The following is a 21,024-nucleotide window of genomic DNA, read 5'->3' as shown; positions in this document are numbered from 1 at the left end:
TGTCATTAAAAGAGGAGGTTTTCATCATTGATCTACAAAAATGGAAAGGATATTCTTCCCATTGAATTATTAGAAGAGGTGCAAAAATATATACAAGGAGAAACAATATATATCCCCAAGAAGAAAAACGAGAGAGCCCGATGGGGAGAAGTCAACGGAACAAGGAAAATTATTAAGGATAGAAATTCAGAGATTTATAACTTATATAAAAAGGGATTCAAGATAAAAGATTTGGTAAAGCTTTATAATCTTTCTGAGGACAGCATAAGAAGGATTGTATATAGTGACAATGCAAAAGCGGGGAAATGAGCTGGGATTCTTATTTTGAGAGTCTGTAAATTTTATACGCTCCTTTTTACAGATTTGTTTCACAGGCTTTTGTAGAATCTGGAGTATCAAGTTGGACATGACTAAACAAACTCAGGCATATCAAGTAATGAGATGATAAGAGGTCATTGCTTGATATGCCAAAAATCTCATATACACAGTATACAATTCTACACTTATCATTATAGCAAGTTTATTATTTCATAACTTCATTCAGTAAAGCATCATAGCTGTCTACAACTTCATATTTAACTGTATCACTACTGATCTTCTTAAAATGCTCTCTTGCACAATGAATCTTTAGTTCTTCAACTTTTCGCAGCTGCATTGAAGATAGATCTCCCTTTGTCTCTGCAACAAAATAGATGTGTTTAACTTTTTCTTCATGGAAGGCTATTGCCCAATCAGGATTATATTTGCCTACAGGAGTATTAATATAAAATCCTCTTGGTAACTTTACATAAACCGCTACTTCATCACATTTATCCAACTCTTCCGCAAATTTCTTTTCATTTTTTGAATCATAAATAATGTGGTCATAAATATGTCTTTCTACTTTAATTGCATTTACACCAAGCCTGCCTTTTAGTGTTGGAGCTGTAAAGAGGTCTGTTGAGTAAACATCTTCAAGCTTATTGTAGGTAATATGTTCAATAATGACCGTTGCTTTTTGCTCATTGATCAAATTAGTGGCTCTAACAATAAATTCTTCCGGATTACGATGAAATTGCTCAAAAGTTACCTTCTCTATGCTTCTTAATATAGTGCTTACGGTATTTCTTGTTAAGCCAGTTCCCTCGACAATCTTTCCAATTAAGTCATATTTTACACTCGTATTTATGACAGAGTTTATCTTGCCTGTACTACCAGCCACCTTTGCAAAAGCCTCACCGCTTTGCAGCGTTCCTTTAGATTTAATGATGTTCATTTCGCCATGTTCAATCTTAAAAAAAACCTGAGACACTCTCAATTCTTTATCCAAAGCTCTAACTGACTTTCGAATTAATTCATCAGTGTCAAAATCGACAACATAAGCTGACTTGGCGTTTATTTTATTCCAAAGGGCTCTAAACTCTTTCATTTGAAGTTTTGAATCATTGACCTTCAATTCTATATTATTGCTTCTAGCGTCCTCGGGCGCCATTTCTAATGGATTGTAAATTGTATCAAGGATATTTATAATGTCTTTCTTATACGGAGCAAGTTCCTCAGCAATATGCAATATGCCTGACTTAATATCATCATTGTATTTTTCCGTCAAAATATTATCGTCACTGATATATCCGTTTCTAATAAGGCTGTTTATAAGCTTATTGGCAAGCTTATAGTCGATTACTTGCTCGTTAAATCCATTAGCATCTCTTATTACTTTATTTTCAAAAAGCTCCGCTGTAACTTCTTTAGGTCTATCTGCAACAACCTCTGCTATCTCAGATTGAAGACGTTTTGCAAAGCTATCATAGCTCTCATTTGCAATAACAGTTAGAACATTTATATTATGCACGTCCCCACCAAGCACATTTGTATCCATTCTTTCACCGTTATTATTGACACATAAGCGAAGCCCTCGGCCTACCTCCTGACGTTTCCTAACATCTGATCCACTCTGTTTTAGGGTACATATTTGAAATACGTTAGGATTATCCCATCCTTCTCTTAAAGCTGAGTGAGAGAAAATAAACCGCACGGGTTCTCTTCTATCTAATAACCGCTCTTTATCCTTCATGATCAAGTCATATGCATCCGCATCATCAGAAGTATATTCTTTTTTATCTCCTATTTTACTATTGGTTATACGATTACTTTTTTTATCGATAGAAAAATAACCTGCATGTGTCTTATCAGGCTTTATCCCATTTAGGTATTTTAGGTAGTCATCTTCACCGAAGACCATCTGCAATTCGTTAAGAGCTGTTTGATACTCTTCTTCAAAAATATTTGCATATTCTCCGTTGAAGGCATTTCCCGACTCATCATATTGCTTGTATTTAGCAACTTCATCTATAAAGAAGAGAGACAATACCTTGATACCATCATAAAAAAGCTGACGCTCCCGTTCCAAATGGGATTTAACAGTCTCCCTTATCTGAATGCGGCGTATATGCTCTTCATTGACCAGACCTATTACATCTCCTGAAGAAATCACGACTCCGTTGCTAAGCTCAACCGTATTAGTCAATCCGTTGATACGGGAAACAGTATAACCCTTGTATTCATCAAGACCACCGGACTGCTCAAAAAGGTTATATCCTTCTCTGACGATTCTAGTTGATTTTCTTATACCGTTTCTCCCTTTTATCTCAAATTCCAGACTGGCAGTTGGCGGCTTATCGCTGGACAAATTGATTTTTTCCAGGTATAGATAGCTTTCTGTTGCTGTAGTTCCTATTATTGAAATTCCTTTTACGGCTATTTTTTTTACCAGTTTTTTGTTATAGGCCTCCAGAGCATCCAGTCTGTATACAAGATTATATATTGAATCCTTTTTATGAGTGGCGGAATAACGCAAGGTCATGAGAGGGTTGAATTCCTTGAGTCTCTCTTTCGTTGCGGCACCCTCTACCGACTGCGGCTCATCAATAATCAAAATAGGGTTCATTGCAGCAATGATATCAATAGGTCTTCGTGAGCGAAAACTGTCTAGCTTCATATAAATACGTCTGGCATCTTTTCCCCGGGAGTTGAAGGCCTGGGAGTTTATAATCATTACATTGATCCCGCTATCATTCGCAAATTGATCTATTTTAGTGAGGTCCTGAGAATTATATATGAAATAACGAATCTTTTTGCTGTATTCTTCAGCAAAGTGATCTTTGGTAATCTCAAAAGACTTAAACACACCCTCCCTGATTGCGACAGAAGGGACTATTACAATGAACTTACTCCAGCCATAATGTCTGTTCAGTTCAAACATGGTCTTGATATAAGTATAGGTTTTTCCTACACCGGTTTCCATCTCGACGCTCAGATTATACTTACCTTCCAGCTTGGAAGAAGGCTCGATATGATTTTGCCTTTGGACCCTCTGAAGATTGGCTTTAATGACATCATCAGAGATCAGAATCTTCTTGTTGCTATAGCCTGTGAGTTCTTCTTCATCGAAAAAGGATTGTTGCTCTGCCCCGTTCATCGCGCCTTTATCAATGATATAAGTCGACACAATATTAGGCTGACCGGCAAATACATCACACACTGCAGCTGCTGCATCTGCCTGAAATTTCTGATGCTTAAATTTTAGCTTCATTTCACCCACCACCTAAATTACCTTCACCGTTGTATTTGGAGCTAAAAGCTTAAATATTTCTTCTACATTGATTTTAGCCGGGCTGCTAATAAAGCTGCTATCTCTGAATACTACACGGAGGGGCCGGCGTTTTGCAATCTCACGGACAACATTCTCGGAGATCCTCTCAGCAAAGCATGCGATCATGGCTCCTTCGTCAACGGTGTGGACTGAAATTCCTTCTATCTCTTCAATTCTGTGCTTTAGTGATAATGGTAAACCCCAATCAAGAAGTACACCATATAGAAGATCTAAATCCGACCTATCTTCTTTTATATTAGACTCCAATTTTTCAAGCAAGAACTGGCTATATTCATTGGCGGCATAATATACATCCTTCATATTAGTACTATCTACCTTCAAGACTCTAAAACCAATATCAGGCACTGCTTTAACCTCTCCGCCAATCTTTAATCGAGCATTTTTCTCTTCAATTTCGGCTTTTATTCCTTCTCCCGCTCGGCGGATTCGTTCTTTGCCAATTTCACAAATATTCTTATACCCTGCTTTATACGCTTCAGTTTCTTTACCGCATGGTTCTTGTAACTGAACCATAATGAACCTGCGATTCCCCCCATCTTCTGCATTTAATTGCATAACCGCATGAGCAGTGGTTGCCGAGCCGGAAAAGAAGTCCAGAACAATATCATTTCCTTGCTGAGATGTTGATAACTGCAAAATCCTTTTCAATAGTTCAACAGGCTTTGGGTTATCAAACATGCTAATGCCATCAAACATTTTTTTAAGTAATTGCGTGCCATTTGTTGTAGTTTCTATATCATCCCATATGGTTTTTGTAACTTTTCCTCTTCCCTCTGCCTCCCAAATGAAACGCTTTCTCTGCGGACCACCGTCGCCGGTTTTGCCAAACACAATCCTGTTATCCTTCATCAATTCCTGGAACTTATTATAGTCATTTTTCCAACTACAATTAGCATTAGGCTTATAAACAACACCCGTATTAGGATTCATAATTTCATATTGCTGATTAGGTCTCCACCCCCCTACTTGAAATGGGTCTGCTTTCCATGGTCCGCGTGGGTCATTATCGGGATTGGAAAAGCCTTCTCCTTCTTCTGGCAATCTAAACTTCTCTCTATTTTTCACATAATAGTCCATTGATTTAAAATAAACCAGGTTATGTGTATGTGAAACAGAAATTATTGCTGTATTTGTAACTGACTTAGTTGAGTTCCATATAATATCTGCCAGGAAATTTTGTTCACCAAAAACCTCATTGCAGATTTTTTTTAGATTATCTACCTCGGCATCACTGATACTTATGAAAATAACTCCATCTTCTTTAAGCAGCCTGTGCGCTAATCTAATGCGGGGATATATCATGCTGCACCAGTCGCTATGAAATCTTCCGTTTGTTTCAGTGTTTTGAAACAGCCTGTTGTCCTTATCGTCGTAAGCACCGATTTGCTCAATATAATCATCAAGATCTATTTTAAAATTATCCTTATAAATAAAATCTTTCCCTGTATTATAAGGTGGATCTATGTATATCGCCTTTATGCTGCTTAGGTAGCTCTCCTGCAACAGTTTCAAAACATCAAGGTTATCTCCCTCAATGTATAAATTACCTGTAGTCTCCCAATTTCTACTTTCTTCAATACAAGGGCGCAGAGTTTTTCGAATAGGAGTATTTCCTTCTATAATAGCTGCATTTTTACCAACCCAGGTAAAGTTATAGCATTCCTCTCCGTCAACAACTTCTCCAGAAAGCTCCTGCTTTAATAGTTCAAAGTTTATACCTTTCTTAATGTTTCCGTTATCATCTTTCATTTCGGTTATTACATTAGGAAATAAGGCTTCTATTCTTTCAATATTTTTCTTTGTAATATCTGTACTCTCCATTCTCATTCTCTCCATGATTGCACCTCCGTCTATCTCAGATAATCGTCAAGTTCCTCCTTAACTTTTCTAACTCCCATAGATGTCACTTGCCGATTGTATTGCTTTTCGCTTTCTTTAGCCAACTTCTATTGTTTCCTTAATATCTGATGCATCTCCAAACTATGGATTGTTTCCTGTCACAGCTTTTGATCTGACAAATAATACTTATACTATTTAATTTTGTCTAGCCAAAGTGCTGTAGCCTTATTGTTTACTTCCCTAAAAAAATCTGAAAACTCATCATAGGTCATGAGGCTATCTTTTTTAATTTTTAGATACTCCAGATATTCTGGGGCACCATAGACTTTAGGTTTTTTTAAATATTCTTTAATTTTATCATAATACATATCTTCGACTATTAATAATCGAACCTCATTCTCCCATTCAGGAACTGTAGAATAGTTAACCAACCATAATTCTCCCTTTAAAGCATTCGTTATTTCAAATAGCGAAGCAAATTTCTGCCAGTTTTTGGGATACCTAAATGGATGGCTTTTATAAGGCTCCACAGTATCACATTTTAATAGTTCTATAATTCGCCACTTTCCGTCTAAGTAATAAATACTATCAATATCAAATCCATGAGTTTTTTGACTGCCTAACATTTTAATTATCAGCTTTTTCCCAGATTCGTCTGTTTTTCCGATCCTTTTACTTTCCATATCTTACCTCACTATAATTTTATACCCTCGCGCTTAATGGATAAAGAGGAAACATTTGCCCAAATTATATCATATAATTAATAAAATTATTTATAGTCTCTAGCTTATACGTTTAATAACCTTTACTTTAATATTCTAGCGATTCTTTGCCGTTTGCTTTTCAGAGGTTTCCGTACCACTTACGCTCCCGGTACATCATGTTTTTGCGTAATGTCTATTTCAACTTAACCGGTTTAAAAGTGCTCAACTCTTCTTCAGTTGATGGAACAATAATTTCCCCTTTAATTATTTTCACTTTATATTTCTCAGCAACTTCAGCAGCTTTGTCGGATACATTTCTACCATAGTCGCTATAGCCTACTCCATCCTCCAATAATCCCATGCATTTCTCATATCCGCCTCTAAAAGTACCTTCTGCTAAAGATCTTGCTAAATAATGAGTTGCAACATCTACCCTCTTTACCATGGAGCAGAGGACCTTATTTTTCTCAGAAAAAATTGCCTGGTCGCTGTCCATTCCTATGGCCCAGAAGTCGTATTGGTCTGCAGCCCAAATAATCCCTATCCCACAGGCACCTGAAGCGTGATATATAACATCAGCCTTTTGATTATGCTGAGAAAGTGCGGCTTCCCAGCCTAACTCAGGATTAGCAAAATCACCTGTATAGCTTATAAGCACCTTAGCATCCGGATTTACAGATGCAACTCCGGCTCTAAAGCCTATCTCATACTCCTTTATGATAGGAATATCCATCCCGCCTATGAACCCTACAGTATTTGTTTTTGTTGTCATCCCGGCAATAACGCCCACTAAGAAAGATCCCTCATTCTCTTTATATGTTATAGACATTACATTAGGCGCATCGATTACTGTATCAATAATGCCGAACTTTTTATCCTGATACAAATTAGCAGCTGCTTTCATTGCGTTTTCCATAAGAAACCCAATTCCTATTGTAAGGTCAGCTTTTCTTGTCATCTTGATCATATTTATCAGGTAGTCTTCCTGACTTCTTGACTGTATGACCAAAGGTTCTGATCCAAGTTCTTTACCTGCCTTTATTAGTCCGCTCCATGCCCAGTCGTTGTAGTATTTATCTCCAAGCCCTCCTATATCAGTTACCATACCAAAGGATACGTTTGATTTTACCGGTGCCTCCGTTTTCATTATGCTTACCATATGAGATTTCTCATCCCAAATAACATTATTGCCGAACAAAGTATCATACTTCTCAATAAATTTCATTGAAACTTCAGAGTAAGTCACAGGTATATCCATTTCAACCTCTTCTTGATTTACAATCGCATAATTGCTTCCAACATTAAGTATTATTATGTTTTTCCCTTTTGTAATGGTATAAGTACTGTTTTCCAAGCTTACTTTGGCTCCCAGCTTATCAAAAATATAGTTTATCGAAATAGTATATTTCCCATCTATTTGAGTAATTTTTGTATCATAGTCAGCATAAGCATTTATTTCTGGAATCATACCACCCAATACAAGAAGTATAAGCATAAAGGCCATTATTAATTTTTTCACGCTATATCTCCTCTCTTTACTTTATTTGAGGTGCCGGATACCGATCTTATTAGGTTATTGCACTTATTTATTTGTGTGACCTAAAAGCCTTTGTACCTGACACCTATTGAATTTAATGAATCTAACTGCCCAGAAGATTTTCTACACCTTGCATAAACTTATGCCAATTCACATCTTCCATATAAATAACGAACAATAACTCATTTATTCCTTTGTCCTCTATAAACTGCACTATATTTTTACCCGTTACGCTTTTACTATAAAATCTCGCATCTACAACATAAATCTCCTCATAGTGGGGAAGCAGGAACGGTATCAAGACATTGCCAAATGAATCCTTCACCACCATTATCTTTTTCCCGTTGTTGACATCAGTTTTAACTACGCTCCAGGTAGCTCCCCCTGTACTCATAAATGCTAAATACTTATTTTTTATGTCATCGGCATATTTCATATCGATAATATCTGCTTTTTTCTCATCAGTTCCGGAATACATAAAGTATTCATTATCAGTAAAAGGCTTGTAGGCTACCACATTATCCGGATTTTTTTCAAGACTCTTGTCCAATGTCTTTGTATATGAGCTTCCCAGATAGTCACCCAGATTTATTGTCTCATACTGTTCCAAAGCTACAGGTTCTTCTCCCATAGTTTTCATTAGGGAAGCATAAGCATAATATGCTCCAAGAGCTGTCCAGTGATGATCAGTCCTAAAGTATATATACTCTTCCTTATGCTCGTTAAGCGGATCATAAACATTTACAAAAGAAATATTCTCATCTAGCTTGCTTTTCAAAAAAGCAAGGGCATCATTTTGTGAATCAGTAATCCCCTTGTATCTTTTTAGTATCATAAAATTCGCCGCAGTTGGAGGTATCATTGAATATATCTTCACATTGCTTCCCAGCTTCTCGCTGAATTTATTAAGAACCTGGGAATAGTATTCAAAATTTTCTTTATTGAACTTAAACAGTTGAACAGCCTTACCGTCCACTACCAACCAATAGCCAACATCTTTCCCGTCCCCGAAATCTTTCTTTAATTCTTCCTCAGCTTTTGGTTTTGGAATTGACGATTCTGTTTGTGAAGGAGTGCTCTTACCATCAGTTATAGATTGTGCAGTTTCGGGATGTAAGAGTTCTGCATTTTCTGCTGCACTCACTTTATATTCATCATCCTTCTCCTCAGGCATCTGAATATCCTCGTAGGCAGTTACCAAGGAAATATCCGAACCTAGGAATTCTATGGCATATCGCAGGTCTCTGTTAATCTTTAACAGGTTGTCCCTTAGGATAAAAGTATCGCTGTAATATTCCTCAAAATCCTTCAAATAGCTGCCTCTAAACAGTTCTGCCAATGAAAACTGGGGCTTACGCTTAAGAGCTCTGTTTTCCAGTTTGGAAATCGAAGGCTTATCAAAATTAAGCAGATTTGATATGCCCAAAATTGAAATTATTATTATAAACAGTATTGTGTCAATTTTGAACCTTTTCATATATTCTCCTCCACAAAATTATGTCAATTATTCTCAAAACATCAAATAATCTTAATGTATTCATTAAAACCTAAAATATAAAAATGGGTTGTATGATTGTCCCACCAAAAAAATAATGGACAGTATCAATACACATACATTAAAAATCGGCTTTACAAAGGATTCTAAAACCAGAATACCTTTGGCATTTTGAACAAATGAGTTAACTCTTTGATAGAGCAACTTCAGCGCAGGTGTACATCCAATAAAGGCAATAACAAGAAATACAGCATTGTTCCGTAAACAAATACTTACTTCCGGTGTGGAAATAGGTGCATTGTTTGCACCGAACATGATTCCAATAAAATGCACAGCCTGGCTTAAATCGGTATGATAAAAGAATACCCACCCCACCAGCACTGCAATCCACAGATATATTGCTGAAAAAATTGCCGGTATTTTTCCAAGCAGCTTATTAAGAAATAATTTTTCGATAAATAGCAAAATAAAATAGTACAATCCCCAGATGATAAAATTCCAACTGGCTCCGTGCCAAAATCCCGTTAACAGCCAAACAATAAATAGATTTCTAAGCTTATGCCTTCTATTTCCGCCTAAAGGTATGTAAAGATAATCCCTGAAAAAGCTGCTTAGTGAAATGTGCCATCTCCGCCAAAATTCAGTCACTGATCTTGATATGTAAGGATAATTGAAATTTTCCTTATATGTGAATCCAAACATTTTGCCCAGTCCTATTGCCATATCCGAATAACCGGAAAAATCAAAATAAATTTGAATAGCAAAAAGCAATATGCCGAACCAAGCCCCTAGTACGGGGAGTCTTGTATAGTCTGTTCCCATGAAGGCTTCTGCAGTCTTTCCGGCAGTATTGGCTATGATTACCTTCTTCCCAAGACCCATTATGAAACGGCTTACTCCATAATTAAACCCCGCTGCTGTCTCAACCCTATTATCAATATCTTCCGCAATGTCTTTATACCGCACAATGGGTCCCGCAATAAGCTGAGGAAACAATGAAACGTAAAGCAGCAGTTTGAAAGGAGATTTTTGTGCATCTACTTCTCCTTTATAAACATCAATTACATATGAAATAATTTGAAAGGTATAAAAGGATATACCTATGGGAAGGTTAATTTTCACCATATGAAGGCTTGTACCAAAAATACCATTTACATTATCTATAATGAAACCTGAGTATTTGAAAAAGATCAAAATCAGGAGAGATGTGGTCACTGATATGGCAACTGATATCTTGCCCTTCCGGTTCTCCCTATTTTTCTCCGCTGCCAGCCCTATGAAGCAATTCAGGAATGTCAAAAAAATCAGGATAGTGACCCATATAGGCTCACCCCACGCATAAAACAATAATGAAGTAAGAATTAATATACAGTTTCGGTAGGTTCTGTTCTTTATAATATAATAAATACCTAAACTAATAGGCAAAAAAACGCAAAGAAAAAATAAGCTGGAAAATACCACTAACGCTGCCCCCTAACATCCATTTTTCATCTGTTATCTTTACCATATTGTCTATTGATTGTGTATAACACCTATACATTCTCACAAGCTTCAAGATATACCTTCTTTAATTATACACCTTATTTTACTAGACGCATAACCATATTGATAGTTCTCTAAAAAGTATGCAGCAGGATAAAACTTTCAATTCTCGTCATGGTTTAGCATGTGTTATGACATCAATAATAGTTTAGCACTTGATATGGATTAAAAAGAGCAGTTCCATCGGGTTTTACTCCGACTTTCCTGCTCCTTGAAAAACTTTATTTTTCAGTGAAGATATAAATATATCTGTATTTCTTCATTTTTATAAACTCTCTACATCTTGTCGCTAAATGCCACTGCTTCGATCTCCACCCTGGCACCTTTCGCTAAAGAATTTACCACTATGCATGATCTGGCCGGCTTATGCTTTGGAAAATACCTGAGATAAATATCGTTCAGACTATCAAATTGGCCTATGTCAGTAATATAAATTGTTACCTTGATTACATTATCCAAATCAAGCATTTCTGATTTGAGTATCGCTCTTATATTCTCCAGAGCCTGTGCAAATTCATCTTCAAAGGTCAAATTTTCCATCTCATCGTTTGACCTGTTCAAGCCGAGCTGTCCTGAGGTAAACAGGAATTGACCGGCAATAATCCCTTGTGAAAACAATGGACTGGAAGGAACGGATTCAGCAGCAATATACCTTATGCTCATACTTAAACCTCCTATGAAATTACAGGTATCTCTTCACTCATTTCAGATTCTGTAAGAATCTTGGGACCATTTGGCGTGATCTGTATCAAATCTTCTATATGATATGCATACCCTCCATATATAACAAGAGGCTCAACATTTATGATCATATTCTCTTGGAGCTCTTCCTCATTCAGAGGATTTATTATAGGATGCTCGTGCAAATCCACCCCAAGGCCATGGCCTATATGAGGCATAGAAAAGGGAAGATGGTTCTTTTCGAACAGCTCCTTACATTTGTTGTACACATCACAAAACCTCACGCCTATCTCCATGCTCTCTATTACTTCTCTTTGGATATTAGCCAGCTTCTTAAAGGTGTCAGCCTGTACAGTCGACGGTTTCCCTATGACGGCAGTACGTGCCAGGTCTGATTGGTACCCGGATAGTATACCTCCAAAATCCACCCTGATGATATCTCCAGGCTCCATCGGTATATTTGAAGGTGTAGAATGGGTAAGCATGGTCCTTCTGCCTGTTCCCAGCACCATAAATGACCAGTCCAGCCCTTGCTTCATAAGATTGGTCATAATCTCAGTGGAAAGATGCCTTTCCGTATCTTTGGGCCTGGCGGTAAGGAAAGCAGCATCTACAGCCTTCCTGCTGGCCTTTGCTGCCTGGGCAAGGAGCTCTATCTCCTGGGGTTCCTTTATCATGCGAACCTTGTCAAATATACCTCTGCACTCGTGAAACTTAGTATTTGGCAGATACCCTATCAATTCCTTATAAAATGTGCTGCTCAGGTAGTGAAGCTCAATGCCTACCTTCTTTCTGTCCAGGCCTTTTTCCGCCAGCACATCTGCTAGAAATTTTATCGGAGATTGCTTGAATTCCACATAGGGCCTGATATCCTCGATCCAGCTTTCATCCCTTGCCAGGCTTTCCTCAATGCCGCACACTACGAATACAGCATCTCCATCCTTGGGGATTATGCTTATCTCAAGCCTGTCTCTCAGGCTTCTCTGGGTTATTATGTACGCTCCCGTTGAATACAGCACGTTCTCGGGAGATATTGCTACCAGTACATCCATATCCTCATGGATCATAAGCTCTCTCAGACGCTCTGCTCTCTTTTCTAAAATTTTTTTATCCATTCTTCTCTCTCCTTATAATTTTTTATTTTAATAATCCTAAACTCCGAAAACAAGATGGGGAATGTACGTGACCAATGACGGAACATAAGTGATGAGGAACAAAACTGCTACCATTACAGCCACAAAGGGCCATATGGTAACCTTGCTGATAGGCAGCTTGGCAATGGAGGATGCGATATAAAGCTGCAATCCCACAGGCGGAGTGACGGTACCTATCAGTATGGTAATTATTATGACCAATGCAAAGTGGATTGGATCAAAGCCCATCTGATTTCCGATAGGAAATAGTATGGGGGAGAATACGATAATGGCTACACTGCCGTCCACAAACAATCCTATCAGGAAGAGCATCAGAATTATCATGAAGTACACCACATGAGGGTTTGTTGATATGCTCATGAATATATCGATGACGGCAACTGCAAAGTTCTCCCGTGCAAGTATCCATCCGAAAATAGCGGAACAGCTAATAATGATCGACGGCACTGCGGTGCTCATGCCTGCTTTGGCCAGTATCGCGGGAATTTGCTTTATATTTATCTCTTTATATATGAAAAGACCGACTACCAATGCGTATATAACGGCAATCACCCCTGCTTCCGTCGCGGTTATGACTCCCGACATAATTCCGAAAAGGATTATAACCGGAGCTATCAAAGCCCATATCGCATCTTTTAGTGACGATAATATTTCCGATAATGACGCCCTTTCGCTTCTTTTGAAATCATACTTTCTGGCGTAGAACCACACCAATGCCATCAAACCAAGCCCTATTAAAAGTCCGGGTATGAAGCCTCCGAGAAACATAGAGCCTATGGATACCCCTGTTATGGCACCATACATCACCATGGTTATGCTCGGCGGTATGATGGGCCCTATACAGGATGCGGATGCGGTTAGTCCTGCCGAAAATCCGGGAGGGTATCCATCATCCACCATCGCTGGGATCATTATGGAGCCTATGGCAACAGCATCAGCCGTTGCAGAGCCGGAAAAGCCCGCCATTATTATATTTGTCAGCACATTTACATAGGCTAATCCTCCGCGGAATTGGCGAAGCAGCGAGTCAGCGAATCTGACGATGCGGCGTGTGATGCCGCCTGTGTTCATAAGCTCACCTGCCAGTATAAACAAAGGTATGGCCAGGAAAGGAAAGCTGTTCAATGCCAGAAACATCCTCTGGGGCACAAGTATCCAGGATACATTACTGAGTCCAAACAGAGCCAATGTACCGGATATAGCCATGGCAAAAGCTACAGGCATACCAAGTAAAAGCAAAAGGATAAAAGATATTATCATTAACGCTATCATTGTAATTTCACTCCTTTCCTTCCGTTTTCATATCTTCGGATATCGCACGCAGGATATTTATTATCATCAATAACGCTCCCACCGGGACGGAAGCATATGCTATGCCCAGGCTGATGACGTTCGTGCTGTATGCCGGATTGCCCATATTATTTATGGTATATTGGAGACCATACTTAAACACTAGGAATAGAAATAGGATTATCACGGCATGGAAAAAACGATTAAGGCGGATTTGTAGTTTATGAGGCATTTTTGGGGTGAATACATCCACAATCAAATGACTTTTATTTTTAAATGCTGCGGCAGACCCCAGGTAAACGATCCATATAAATGTATATCTTCCTATCTCATCGGTCCACATAATAGGGAAATTAAATGCATAACGTGATATTACCTGAGCAAAAAGGCTGATTATCAAGAAGCCCATCAGAACAGCAATTGCCTTTTCAATCCAGGAGTCATATAGTTTAAAAAACTTTTCCAAAATCATACCTCCTTTGAAAAGCTTTATTTTTTAACCTCTTCCCGCAGCATTTTGATCAATTCCACAGCCCCGTGTTCTTTACCCCATTTATCTATTACAGGCTCTATGGAAGCTCTCATTATCACCGCGTCTTCCTCGGGCAGCTCATGAAATACCATTCCCTTTTCTTTCAGGAAGTCTATGGATTTCTTTTCTTCCTCTTGGGATACCTTATTGGCGTATACGCTTGCTTCTTTGCCCGAATCTATAATAATCTGCTGAATGTCTTGAGGCAGGCTTTGAAAGAATCCTTCATTGATGACAAGATTGAATGTGCCCCACATATGATTCGTCAAAAGGCAATATTTCGCCACTTCATAGAACTTCATATCCTTCATGCTCGTAGTAGGACTTTCCATACCGTCTACAACATTTGTCTGCAAGGCGGTATAGGTCTCTCCCCAGGTAATGGGTGTAGGACGGCATCCTAAGGCATTAAACATGCCGACAAAGAGGTCGCTTTCCGGTGAGCGCATCTTCATTCCTTTCATCTGACTGACTGATTTGATATCTTTATCAGTAAAAATCATATGCCTGCCGCCTAAGGCTATCCATCCCAGTATTCTGCCGTTTTGCTTCAAGAAACGGCTTTCAAGCTCCTCTCCTACCGGCGAATCGGTAAAAACCTTCATAATGGACTCATAGCTGTCGAACATGAACGGGAGCATATCAAGACCAAAGCCCTTGATCAGGTTGTTATATGCGGTTGTACTGACGCCGCTCATTTGCTGCGTACCCATCAGTATCCCTTCTGCAGCTTCATTTTCTTGACCTAGCTGAGCTCCGGGATATACATCCACTCTAATGCGTCCATTGCTCTTGGTGTCGGCCAGCTCAGCAAACTTTTTACAATAAAGATCAACAACCCCATCAACATTGTGATGATGTCCCAGCTTGATAACTATCGTATCTTCTTTTTTATCCTCCTTGTCAGTCGGCTCTGCTGAGTTGGCTGAATTTGCGGGCTTACTGCTGCATCCCGTTGCTACAGCACTTGTGATAAAAGTTAAAAGCAGTAAAAAACTAAGAAGTCTTTTCATACTGATTTTTTTCATATTCCAGACCCCCTTCTTTAATGACTCTCTCATTCTTCGATAATTCAGTTGTTGATTTGCCTAATACACTATAGTATTATAATAATTAGAGTTGCTGTCTCAGGGTCTTGGCCAAAAAATGCGCGTGCCAGAACCCTGAGCTAAAGTTATTGGTTTTATACTGTTGTAATTCATTATCACCTGCCTTTAATATTTTTGAGAAATAGTAAAAAGCTATTAACAAATAGTTACAATGAAGAATTGACCACAGTTAATATTTTATGCTATAGCATGTATTTTCTCAACATTTCATACGCGCTATAGCGAATGCTTATAGCCATTTTTCTTCCCTATACTGCGTATATCTTGATTTTTCTTTCTTTTGTAACTTTTGTTAGGAATACTATGACTTATAAGGAGTTTTCTTTATGGACATTGGATCTAAGATAAAAGAATTAAGAATAAAGCTGAAAATGACACAGAAAGATTTCGCTAAAGCGTGCAATATTTCCACTTCTTATCTTTCAGAATTAGAACGAGGCCTAAAAAGGCCAACTTTTGATATAATACACAAAATTTCTATTGCAACTAACGTTAAAATTTCCGATCTTGCAGAGGAGTCTAACGGTACTCCTTTAACCCCCGAACTTAAAGAAATTGTAGAAACACTAAGAGGTTTTAATCCTGAGCAGATAAAATTATTAAAAGACTTTTTAGCAAGCTTGAGAATTTAATAATATATACTTTTGTTTAACAAGCCTTCTCAAAATACATTCTGCATTAAGCAAATTTAGCTATACTTCATGCTGCTTATTGCAGGATACAGGGGATTTTCTGTATGTTTTCAAAAGAACTTTTTTCTGAGCGTGTCAAAATGCTTCGTATAGCCCGCAATCTTAGCCAGATTGAGCTCGCAAAAGTCGTTGGATTTTCTTACAGCAGTGCTATTGGGGATATTGAAAGAGGTAGGAGAACAACTCCTATAGATAAGATTGTTGCACTGGCTGACTATTTTGGAGTATCCGTTGATTACCTAATAGGTAGAACTGATAACCCAAAGCTTTATAAATGATCCTTTATTCTTTTGCTTTTAAAGCAATTTAGATTTAAACTCCGTAAGAGTATACAAGGGGTTTTTGTTTATGTTTTCAAAAGAGATTTTCGGAGAGCGTGTAAAAGCATTGCGAATAAAGAAAAATATTAAGCAGTCCGAGCTGGGTGAAATTGTTGGGCTTACTTACACTGCTGTCAGTGATATTGAACGAGGCAGAAGAACTACCACCCTGGAGAAATTGGAAGCTCTGGCTGATTATTTTGATGTGTCTGTTGATTATCTGATGGGTAGGACCGATAATCCAAAGATTAATAAGTGATATGTTATTGTGGTAAGTAAACCCGTATCTCCCTGTTAAAGTAGGGAGATACGGGTTTCATCTTACTATTTTCAAGAGGTTTCATCCTAAACCTGGTGTTTGGCAATAGCAGCAGGGCTCTGGCTTCTTCATTTTCAAAGAATTCATCCGGAACCCGCCTAGTTGTCGTATGCACCTCCTTGTTCCACTCCCGTATAAAGTTTTTCCCTCTTATGTAAAGTAAATGAAAATGTAAAGTGAAACCATAGACCCAATGGAATACAGCAAATTTTAGTTTAATCACTTTACATTTTCATACTACTTTTACTTATTGAATGACTTCAGCCATTCAATAAGATCTTGGTTACCTTCTCATTGTGGGTTTGTATCAGAAATCACATCTGTATAAGCCTGTTCGATATCATAAACAGCACGAACCCGCATGGCCAGCTGCTCCATATGGCTGTGATCCGTGCCGCAACAACCGCCCAGAATTTTTAGGCCGTAATCCCGATACAGCCGCATCATGTCGTCAGCCCAATCTTCGGCAGGGCTGGAATAAATCGCTGCGGCATTATCCAGTTCCTCCGGGCTCAGATCTGAGCCATTAGCTTCTAACCCTCGAAAACGAGTTCGGACGAGCTCGGTGCGGTTTGGGGTTTGATCCAGACATTTGATCATGTTGCGTGGATGAACGCAGTTGACCTGATAAAATAGAGGCGGCCACTTCTCGGTCTTACTGTCGATGTATGCGATTGCATCATGCAACCAGGTGCCGTCCAAGAGCTTACCGTCTTTACGGACCAGAAAACTGACGAAATAGGGTATGGTTGTCTCGCTCAACGCGCGGGCGGCGCCGGCAGCTTCGGGCAGAGTGGGAGTAAGTCCGGTACGGGCGTGGTCGTGCTCCAACAAATCCAACACTTTTGCGGTCCGGGAGTGAAATGCGTACGCTTCCTCTTCCGGAAGCCCTGTTTCCGGCAGGTAAGGATCGCCTGAGAAGCCTAGAGTGGTGCCAATAAATATTTTTTCGCGGATGGAAGGATAACCGTCTACAATGGAACGGCAATGATTAAAGTTATCGGCCGTGATATTCCGGTCTTCATAGTAGGCCCCTTTGATTATCTCACGGTCGATTACTTTGCAATAGGGATGCAGCATCATGGGCACATCATATTTCTGGGCAATTCCGGTATAATCATGAAATGCGGCATCCAGTCCACGGTGTCCGTCTTCGGTATAATAAAGCCCGGACAGCCCCAGTGGCTTTGGAGGATTACGATGGGTGAAATTGCGCTTAATGCGTTCTCCAACCGATCCCTGCACCATAAAAATGGGCACTTCCTCCAAGGTTTTAATAAAAAGCGCGCGCCGCTGCTGAGTTGTCATATCTTAATTCCTCCTGCGCATATGTTTTCTATCATTGTACTATAATCTTGCGAGCTTTTGCAATGTCGGCAATGTCAAAATTGGATTTAAACAAAGCAAAAACAGACCAAGAATCAAAATTCCCAGTCTGTTAATTTATATGTATGTCTAATAACTATAATTTTGATATAAATTAACCTCTTGTGCTAATTAATTTGATTTAATCGAAACGAATATTATACCAATTGATTAGGGTATAGTATCCCTGCCAAACTAAGATACTTTGATGTGGATTGATTATCCAAATACTAACTCTTTGATTCTTGAATATACCTCACGACCCATAAGCTTATTGATGTAGTAACAAAGATTATACGCCAACAACTTGGTTTTAATCCTTCTCCTTAGTCTAAAGATGGTTTGCCTCAATACTTTGGGGAATTGAATTTTGCTATAGACACTGGTTAAATCCCAAGCTGCTGTTCTGTCATCTATGTTTGCTGGAGTGATTACGGCATCAGTTATGAAACCATCTATAGTTGCAAGCATGTGCAGCTTATACCCCAAGTATGTTTCCTTCTTGGAAGCACATTTACCATAAGCAGCGCCAAACCCTTTAAATGTCTTATGAAAATGAGCTCTTCCAAACTTGCATACTGGAATAGGTATTTGGAGTTTTTCATTCGAAAGCTTTGGTAAATTAAAACCTAGCACAAGAGGTTAATTTATTATAATTATTTTTGATTAGGTGGTGCCTCGCTTAGCGCGAGGAACTATCAGCCCAAAAGACTCAGTTTGGGGAGGCTTTACTGCCTCCCTTTATTCTATGCTGTCATGGATCTGATGCCATGCATTGACATCCAATTCAATGGGGCATATAAGGATTAGAAAAATTCTTTAATATAATCATCCGAGCATCCGGATTTTTTGCATTGCATTTTTCTAATCATAAAAAAATAACCGTCACCTGAAATGTCAAATATAAAGGACTTAGCTGACTTTAACAGGCATGCACGATAGGTTCTCGTGTTTTTTATTGCTCATGATCCCGCGGTATGGTTATTCTTCCACGGGATTTTTATATCTTAAATTTGAGGAGGTGTAAGGATGAAAACATTATTAATAAATGGAAGTGATTTGTCATTAAAAGAGGAGGTTTTCATCATTGGTCTACAAAAATGGAAAGGATATTCTTCCCATTGAATTATTAGAAGAGGTGCAAAAATATATACAAGGAGAAATAATATATATCCCCAAGAAGAAAAATGAGAGAGCCCGATGGGGAGAAGTCAACGGAACAAAGGAGCTTATTAAGAATAGAAATTCAGAGATTTATAACTTATATAAAAAGGGATTTACGATAGAAGATTTAATAGGGCTTTATAATCTTTCTGAGACAGCATAAGAAGAATTGTATATAGTGACAATGCAAAAGTAGGAAAAAAATAACCTTCAATGATGCCAGACGTTCAAGTGCACCTCCCGACCTGGATAGCTACAAAGCCTTAATGTCGGGAGGTGCACTTGAATGCCGCTAAGCAATATGTTCGTGGAGGCTTATCTTAAAATGCTTCTGAATCAGCGCTTTCTACCCATTTATTTTTATATAAAAGCCAACCGGCAAAACCTCCTATTATAGCAGGAATTATCCAAGAAAAACCAATGGAGGCTAAAGGAAGTTTCGCGATAAGGTTGCCAACCGTACCTATCTTAATCCCAAAGGCAGGCAAGGTTTCTAAAATGCTGATTATCAGAGTTGTATAAACAGCACCTGCATATAACCCTTTTTTTGTTTTTGGCAAGAATTGATTGAACATGCCAAATATAATCAAAACAATCAATACGGGATAAATAATTGAGAGAAGCGGACCCGCGAGGTTTGCAATCTGTTCAACCTTTAATGAAGAAATGATAACTCCTATAATCGCTGAGATGATGACGATTTTCTTATATTTAATCCTATGATTTGTTACTCTTTCAAAGAAACCGGCCGCTCCTGCCATGGCACCGATTGCCGTAGTCAAACAAGCGAATGTAACCGCAAGGCTGAGAATTGTAGTTCCTGTATTGCCTAGCAATTTATTTACTAATCCGGTTAACAAAGCGGTTTTTTCCACATCTGCCGGGAACAAATCAGTTCCGGTAGCTCCAATATAGAGCAATCCGCCGTATATAATTAAGAGCCCCAATCCTGCAACCATGGCGCATGAGAAAGCAATTTTTCTCCGTTCTTTTATATCTGCATATTCTTTTCCTTCTATGGCTGAGATAATAGCCCCGGAAAAAGCAAGGGCGCCAATTGCATCCAAAGTCTGATATCCGGCAATAAAGCTATTTTTAAATACATTGGTCGCACCCAAGTCTGCAGGCGTGCCAATAGGAGTGATGATGCCTTTTATTACTATAATTGCCATCATAACAATTAGAACAGGCGTCAGATATTTCCCAATCTTGTCAATGGCACTGCTTTGATTTATTGAAAAAAATACTACAATTGCAAAATAGATTAGAGATACAATGAATTGGGGAATATTTGGTAAGAATGGTGTGATTCCAATTTCATAAGTGGTAGCTGCAGTTCTCGGTATTACAATAAGTATGCTGCCGCAAAGCATGATAATACCCACGAATACTTTAGAGAATATGGGACCTAATTCTTTTGCAATACTTTCTTCTGTACCATCTGCCTTGGATACTGCTAAAAAAGAACACAAAGGTAGGATAATGCCTGATAGAACAAATGCCGCCAAAGCTATTAACCACTGATTTCCGGCGATTATACCAATTGATGGCGGAAATATCAAATTTCCTGCTCCGAAAAATGATGCAAACAAGGCAAAGCCAATGATAATAATATTTTGCATGTTTTTA

General features: G+C 38.5%; 18 protein-coding genes and 1 pseudogene. 5 read left to right on the top strand and 14 right to left on the bottom strand.

Annotated features, from left to right (window positions below):
* Nucleotides 1-27 precede the first annotated feature (27 nt).
* Nucleotides 28-309, top strand: a complete 282-nt coding sequence (locus tag LJD61_RS14175) for a CD3324 family protein (protein WP_255228206.1) — start codon at nt 28-30, stop codon at nt 307-309.
* 214 nt (nt 310-523) lie between these two features.
* On the opposite strand, the gene LJD61_RS14170 is transcribed toward LJD61_RS14175, so the two are convergent.
* The 11 genes from LJD61_RS14170 to LJD61_RS14120 form a co-directional block, all read right to left on the bottom strand.
* Nucleotides 524-3,571, bottom strand: coding sequence for a type III restriction-modification system endonuclease (locus LJD61_RS14170; protein WP_255228205.1), 3,048 nt, complete (start codon nt 3,569-3,571; stop codon nt 524-526).
* A gap of 12 nt (nt 3,572-3,583) precedes the next feature.
* Nucleotides 3,584-5,488 carry a site-specific DNA-methyltransferase gene (locus tag LJD61_RS14165; protein ID WP_255228204.1) on the bottom strand — a complete coding sequence of 635 codons (1,905 nt, stop codon included), beginning with the start codon at nt 5,486-5,488 and terminating at the stop codon, nt 3,584-3,586.
* A gap of 194 nt (nt 5,489-5,682) precedes the next feature.
* The gene (locus LJD61_RS14160) at nt 5,683-6,174 is read right to left on the bottom strand and encodes a hypothetical protein (RefSeq protein ID WP_255228203.1); all 492 of its coding nucleotides are present in this window, start codon (nt 6,172-6,174) and stop codon (nt 5,683-5,685) included.
* A gap of 214 nt (nt 6,175-6,388) precedes the next feature.
* Nucleotides 6,389-7,714: a BMP family ABC transporter substrate-binding protein gene (locus LJD61_RS14155; protein WP_255228202.1), complete on the bottom strand. Its 1,326-nt coding sequence runs from the start codon at nt 7,712-7,714 to the stop codon at nt 6,389-6,391.
* A gap of 121 nt (nt 7,715-7,835) precedes the next feature.
* Nucleotides 7,836-9,209, bottom strand: a complete 1,374-nt coding sequence (locus LJD61_RS14150; protein WP_255228201.1) for a DHHW family protein — start codon at nt 9,207-9,209, stop codon at nt 7,836-7,838.
* 63 nt (nt 9,210-9,272) lie between these two features.
* On the bottom strand, nt 9,273-10,688 hold the full coding sequence (locus LJD61_RS14145; RefSeq protein ID WP_255228200.1) for an MBOAT family O-acyltransferase: 1,416 nt from the start codon (nt 10,686-10,688) through the stop codon (nt 9,273-9,275).
* A 357-nt stretch (nt 10,689-11,045) separates the two neighbouring features.
* A complete protein-coding gene (locus LJD61_RS14140; RefSeq protein WP_255228199.1) occupies nt 11,046-11,432 on the bottom strand; it encodes a RidA family protein in 387 nt (128 codons plus the stop codon).
* Between the two features lie 11 nt (nt 11,433-11,443).
* Nucleotides 11,444-12,565 (bottom strand): M24 family metallopeptidase, encoded by a 1,122-nt coding sequence (locus LJD61_RS14135; protein WP_255228198.1) that lies wholly within the window; start codon nt 12,563-12,565, stop codon nt 11,444-11,446.
* A gap of 36 nt (nt 12,566-12,601) precedes the next feature.
* The gene (locus LJD61_RS14130; RefSeq protein WP_255228197.1) at nt 12,602-13,876 is read right to left on the bottom strand and encodes a TRAP transporter large permease; all 1,275 of its coding nucleotides are present in this window, start codon (nt 13,874-13,876) and stop codon (nt 12,602-12,604) included.
* A gap of 7 nt (nt 13,877-13,883) precedes the next feature.
* On the bottom strand, nt 13,884-14,360 hold the full coding sequence (locus tag LJD61_RS14125) for a TRAP transporter small permease (RefSeq protein WP_255228196.1): 477 nt from the start codon (nt 14,358-14,360) through the stop codon (nt 13,884-13,886).
* Nucleotides 14,361-14,383: 23 nt separating this feature from the next.
* A complete protein-coding gene (locus tag LJD61_RS14120) occupies nt 14,384-15,454 on the bottom strand; it encodes a TRAP transporter substrate-binding protein (protein WP_255228195.1) in 1,071 nt (356 codons plus the stop codon).
* Nucleotides 15,455-15,861: 407 nt separating this feature from the next.
* On the opposite strand from LJD61_RS14120, the gene LJD61_RS14115 reads away from it, so the two are divergent.
* The 3 genes from LJD61_RS14115 (at nt 15,862) to LJD61_RS14105 (ending at nt 16,806) form a co-directional block, all read left to right on the top strand.
* Nucleotides 15,862-16,167, top strand: coding sequence for a helix-turn-helix domain-containing protein (locus LJD61_RS14115; RefSeq protein ID WP_255228194.1), 306 nt, complete (start codon nt 15,862-15,864; stop codon nt 16,165-16,167).
* Nucleotides 16,168-16,271: 104 nt separating this feature from the next.
* Nucleotides 16,272-16,505 carry a helix-turn-helix domain-containing protein gene (locus tag LJD61_RS14110; RefSeq protein WP_255228193.1) on the top strand — a complete coding sequence of 78 codons (234 nt, stop codon included), beginning with the start codon at nt 16,272-16,274 and terminating at the stop codon, nt 16,503-16,505.
* 70 nt (nt 16,506-16,575) lie between these two features.
* Nucleotides 16,576-16,806, top strand: coding sequence for a helix-turn-helix domain-containing protein (locus tag LJD61_RS14105; protein ID WP_255228192.1), 231 nt, complete (start codon nt 16,576-16,578; stop codon nt 16,804-16,806).
* 351 nt (nt 16,807-17,157) lie between these two features.
* Here LJD61_RS14105 and LJD61_RS14100 read toward each other — a convergent pair whose 3' ends face one another.
* Complete coding sequence (locus LJD61_RS14100) at nt 17,158-18,174, bottom strand: homocysteine S-methyltransferase family protein (RefSeq protein ID WP_255228191.1); 1,017 nt, start codon at nt 18,172-18,174, stop codon at nt 17,158-17,160.
* Nucleotides 18,175-18,450: 276 nt separating this feature from the next.
* Nucleotides 18,451-18,822 (bottom strand): annotated as a pseudogene (locus tag LJD61_RS14095) (transposase); the annotation flags it as partial.
* Between the two features lie 496 nt (nt 18,823-19,318).
* On the opposite strand from LJD61_RS14095, the gene LJD61_RS14090 reads away from it, so the two are divergent.
* Nucleotides 19,319-19,558 (top strand): CD3324 family protein, encoded by a 240-nt coding sequence (locus tag LJD61_RS14090; protein WP_255228190.1) that lies wholly within the window; start codon nt 19,319-19,321, stop codon nt 19,556-19,558.
* 157 nt (nt 19,559-19,715) lie between these two features.
* On the opposite strand, the gene brnQ is transcribed toward LJD61_RS14090, so the two are convergent.
* A partial coding sequence (brnQ, locus tag LJD61_RS14085; RefSeq protein ID WP_255228189.1) for a branched-chain amino acid transport system II carrier protein occupies nt 19,716-21,024 on the bottom strand: 1,309 nt, incomplete at its 5' end.

The sequence above is a fragment of the Lutispora saccharofermentans genome, assembly GCF_024363565.1.
Lineage (GTDB): Bacteria > Bacillota > Clostridia > Lutisporales > Lutisporaceae > Lutispora > Lutispora saccharofermentans.
The sequence above is the reverse complement of the archived record's forward strand: the minus strand, read 5'-3'. Positions and strand labels throughout refer to the sequence as shown.